A 3,989-nucleotide genomic window follows, 5' to 3' on the forward strand; every position below is an offset into this window, starting at 1 on the left:
CCGCCGGGCGACACCCCCTCCGGTCCGCCGCCGCGGCGGCCCGGCGGCAACGGACCCGGTGGTGGCGGCGGCAAGGGCGCGCCGAAGAAAAAGAAGAGTTCGCCCTGGCGGATCGTGCGCCGCGTCATCTACCTGCTCATCGCGCTGATGTTCGGCGGCATGAGTTCGATCTTCCTGTACGCCTATTCGACGGTGAACGTGCCGCAGCCCGGCGACCTGAAGAACAACCAGGTGGCCACCATCTACATGGCCGACGGCACCTCGGTGCTGGCGAAAGTCATTCCGCCGGAGGGCAACCGGACCGATGTGACGATCGATCAGATTCCGCCGCACGTGCGCAATGCCGTGATCGCCGCGGAAGACCGGTCGTTCTACACCAATCCGGGCTTCTCCATCCAGGGCTTCGGCCGCGCGGCCCTCGGCCAGCTGACCGGCGATTCCAGCGCCGGTGGTGGTTCGACGATCACCCAGCAGTACGTGAAGAACGCGATGGTCGGCAACGAGCACTCGCTGACCCGTAAGCTGCGCGAGCTGGTGATCTCGGCCAAGATGGCCCAGCAGTGGTCCAAGGATCAGATCCTGGCCGCCTACCTCAACACCATCTACTTCGGCCGCGGCGCGTACGGCATCGACGCGGCGTCGAAGGCGTACTTCAACAAGCCGGTGCAGGATCTGACGGTGGCCGAGGGCGCGGTGCTGGCCGCGACCATTCAGCAGCCCTCGAACCTGGATCCGGAGAAGAACCCGGACGGCGCCAAGACCCGCTGGAACTACGTGCTCGACGGCATGGTCGACGGCGGCAACCTGAACTCGAACGACCGCAAGGGCATGCAGTACCCGGCCGTCATCTCGGCCGCGGACGCGCAGCACGACAAGACCCTGGACTCGGGTCCGGAGGGCCTGATCAAGACCCAGGTGCTCAAAGAGCTGGAGGCCGCGGGCATTTCCGAGCACGACCTCAACACCCAGGGCCTGACGATCACCACCACGATCGACGCCAAGGCGCAGCAGGCGGCCGTGGACGCGGTCAACAAGGTGATGGACGGCGAGCCGGATCAGCTGCGCACCGCGGTGGTGTCGGTGGATCCCAAGACCGGTGCGGTGCGCGCCTACTACGGCGGATCCGACGGCCAGGGCTTCGATTTCGCGAATGCCGGGCTGCAGCCGGGCTCCTCGTTCAAGGTGTTCGGCCTGGCCGAGAACCTGGAACTGGGCAAGCCGCTCTCGACCATGTACGACAGCTCGTCGCCGTTCAAGGTCAACGGCATCGATATTCACAATGTCGCCGACGAGAACTGCGGCGTCTGCACCATCGCCGAGGCGACCAAGCGGTCCTACAACACCAGCTTCTACCGGATGATGCTGGACATGCCGGGCAACGGCCCGCAGAAGATCGCCGATATGGCGCACCGGCTCGGCATTCCGGAGAACGTCCCGGGCATCGGTCAGACGCTGGTGGAGCCGGGCGGCGGGTCGCCGAACAACGGCATCGTGCTGGGCCAGTACAACGTTCGCGTGCTGGACATGGCCTCGGCCTATGCGACGCTGGCCGCTTCCGGCATGTATCACGCGCCGCACTTCGTGCAGAAGGTCGTCGCCTCCGACGGCACCGTGCTGATGGATCGCGGCGATGTCGCCGGGGACCGCAAGGTCGCGGCGGCGGTGGCCGACAACGTGACCGACGCGATGAAGCCGATCGCGCAGTACTCCAACAAGCATCAGCTGGCCGGTGACCGGCAGTCGGCCTCGAAGACCGGTACCGCGCAGCTGGGCGACACCGTCGAGAACAAGGACGCGTGGATGGTGGGTTACACGCCGTCGCTGTCCACCGCGGTGTGGGTCGGTACCGCCGCCGGAAACGAGAAGCTGCGCAACGTGAACGGCAGCATGATCTACGGTTCGGGTCTGCCCGCCGATATCTGGAAGTCCACCATGGACGGCGCGCTGAAGGGCACGCCCGTCGAGACCTTCCCGAAGCCGGGCAAGATCGGCAACTCCGACGGTGGTGTGCCGTCGTGGTCCGCGCCGTACACGCCGCCGTCCACCACCGAGCAGCCGGTGCTGCCGCCGGTGGTGACGCAGAGCCAGGTCGAGATCCTGCCGGGCATCACGATCCCGGTGCCGGGTCTGGCACCGAATCCGAACAATCAGCAACGGACGCAACCGCAGACGCCGAGTCAGCAGGACGGCGGGCCGATGTCCGGCCAGCCGGTGGCCCCGGCCGACGGGTCCACTCCGACGACCGCGCCGAACGGCGGTAATGGGAACGGCAACGGCAACGGGTCCAGGCCGACTCGGTAGCCTGCTGCCGTGATCGAGCAGGAACTGGTGCACCGGTCGGCCGCCTCGGGCGAGCCGGCCGGTGACGCGCTGAAGCCGGGGGAGGCAGCGGTGGAAGACGCTCGCGCACAGCGAGAGACGCCGGTCGTCTACGAGTCGCCGGAGCCGCTGGCGGCGGATCTGCGATCGATCGACGACCGGGACAAGCCCAGTCGCACCGACACGCTGACCGCGCAACTGTGCGACCTGGTCGGCGGGCCGGTCGGCGATCACGCGCTGATCGGCCGGGTCCGCTTCTGGACGCCGATGCGCGTCATGATGGCGTTCGCGGTGTTGTTCCTGGCATTCAGCTGGTTCGGCAAGGCGGGCTGCATCCAGCAGCGGCCCGACGACGGTGTGATGGGGCTGGACTGGAGCAACAGCCGCCAGTACATCGCCATGTGCTACTCCGACACCGTGCCGCTGTACGGGGCCGAACATCTCAACGAGGGCGCGTTCCCGTACAAGAAGCAGTGGGTGGAGACCGGCGCCGACGGCCGCCCGCAGGTCCGGTACATGGAGTACCCGGTGCTGTCGGGGCTCTATCAGTACGCGTCCATGGGAATCGCCAAGGCCTGGAAGATGTCCGCGCTGCCCGGGCACAGTGCGCTCGAGGTGGTCATCTACTTCGATGTGGTGGCGATCGGGCTGGCGCTGGCCTGGCTGGTGACCATCTGGGCGACCGCGCTCTCGGCCGGGCGGCGGGTGTGGGACGCCGCGCTGGTGGCTCTGTCCCCGCTGGTGCTGGTGCACGCCTTCACCAACTTCGACGCGCTGGCAACGGCTTTCGCGGTCGGCGGCCTGCTGGCGTGGGCGCGGCGGCGGCCGGTGCTCGCGGGCGTGCTGCTGGGTCTGGGCGGTGCGGCGAAGCTCTATCCGCTGTTGTTGCTGGGTCCCATCGTGATTCTGTGCCTGCGTGCCGAACGGCTCGGCGAGGACGAGGCGGCCTGGGGCGGCATCCGGCCGTTGCGGGCCGCGGGCGCGGCCGTCGCGTCGGCGGCGATCACCTGGCTGGCGGTGAACGCGCCCATCGCGGCGCTGTACCCGGACGGTTGGTGGGAGTTCTTCCGGCTCAACACCGAACGCCACGCGGACCCGGATTCGATCTACAACGTGATCACCTCGTTCACCGACTGGTCCGGCTTCGACGGGGTGCTGAGCCCGCAGCAGACGCCGACGGTGTTGAACGCGGTGTCGCTGCTGCTGTTCGTGGCCGCCTGCGCGGGAATCGCCTGGATCGGCCTGCGGGCGGCGCGGCGACCGCGGCTGGCGCAGTTGGCCTTCCTGGTGGTGGCGGCGTTCCTGCTCACCAACAAGGTGTGGAGTCCGCAGTATTCGCTGTGGCTGGTGCCGCTGGCGGTGCTGGCGCTGCCGCAGCGCCGAATCCTGTTGGCGTGGATGACGATCGACGCCCTGGTGTGGGTGCCGCGCATGTACTACTACCTGGGCCCCGACCACAAGGGCCTGCCGGAGCAGTGGTTCACCGGTGCGGTCGTGCTGCGGGATCTGGCCGTGGTCGCCCTGTGCGTGCTGGTGATCCGCCAGATCCACCGGCCCGAGGAGGATCCGGTCCGCCGCGACGGGGTCGACGATCCGGGGGGCGGCATTCTCGCGCACGCCCCGGATCCCGAGCAGCCGTGGCTGCCGCCGGCGCTGCGGCCGCGGCAGCC

Annotated in this window: 2 protein-coding genes; both read left to right on the top strand. The window is 68.5% G+C overall.

The window, feature by feature from the left end; all coding sequences use genetic code 11:
* Window positions 1–2,301 (top strand): transglycosylase domain-containing protein (locus ACWELQ_RS40330; protein WP_452402263.1); only part of this gene is annotated, 2,301 nt, incomplete at its 5' end.
* Window positions 2,302–2,391: 90 nt separating this feature from the next.
* On the top strand, window positions 2,392–3,989 hold a 1,598-nt coding region (locus tag ACWELQ_RS40335; protein ID WP_452402264.1), incomplete at its 3' end, for a glycosyltransferase family 87 protein.

The organism is Nocardia sp. NPDC004722 (genome assembly GCF_053601505.1).